The sequence below is a fragment of the Synechococcus sp. R55.2 genome, from assembly GCF_047462075.1.
Lineage (GTDB): Bacteria > Cyanobacteriota > Cyanobacteriia > Thermostichales > Thermostichaceae > Thermostichus.
The window spans coordinates 1-668 of the sequence record NZ_JANSIH010000254.1; the positions used below are offsets into that span (position 1 = coordinate 1).

Consider the following 668-nt stretch of genomic DNA (forward strand, 5'->3'; position numbering starts at 1 on the left):
GCCTATCTCATTCAAGGCAGGCGTGTCGCCTATCGAGATGAGAAAATGTCAAAAAATGATGAGCGGAGCGCGAGGCCATGAAGATATTTACGATAGGGTTTACGAAGAAAAGTGCAGAGCAATTTTTTAATCGCTTAAAACAGCCTGGTCTGGTTCGAGTTGTTGATACTCGACTTAATAACACCTCGCAACTGGCGGGATTCACGAAAAAGAGGGATCTAGAGTTTTTTCTTCACGAGATCTGCAAGCTTGGATATGTTCATTTGCCGGAACTTGCACCAACTCAAGAGATTCTCGATGCTTACAAAGCCAGTGGTGAATGGTCTAACTACGAGAGACAGTTTTTGTCGCTGATGGCCGAGCGTCGCATTGAAGATCAAGTGGATAAAAGTATTCTCGATGGAGGATGTCTGCTTTGTAGTGAAGCTACACCTGAGCACTGTCATCGTAGGCTGGTTGCTGAATATTTGCGCAGAAAATGGGGTGATGTTGAAATCGTGCATCTATGATAACTAAGAGCTGGCACTACGGATTTTTCCGATTTATGCAGCTACTCCGAGTTGCAGCAGGATTCCGGCAACACGGAGCGAAAGGGATCCCTGACTGCCCAACCGATTTGGAAACTCTCTCACCGACAGCAAGCTCAATACAGGGATCCCCGCTTGGGC

Annotated in this window: 1 protein-coding gene; it reads left to right on the forward strand. The window is 46.7% G+C overall.

Translation table 11 applies throughout. The features are described 5' to 3' along the window. Positions 1-77 precede the first annotated feature (77 nt). On the forward strand, positions 78-509 hold the full coding sequence (locus tag NW838_RS08625; protein ID WP_414400650.1) for a DUF488 family protein: 432 nt from the start codon (positions 78-80) through the stop codon (positions 507-509). Positions 510-668 lie beyond the last annotated feature (159 nt).

Coding starts and splice junctions, on each gene's coding strand:
- NW838_RS08625 (WP_414400650.1), top strand. CDS start 78: ATGAAGATATTTACGATAGGGTTTACGAAGAAAAGTGCAGAGCAATTT.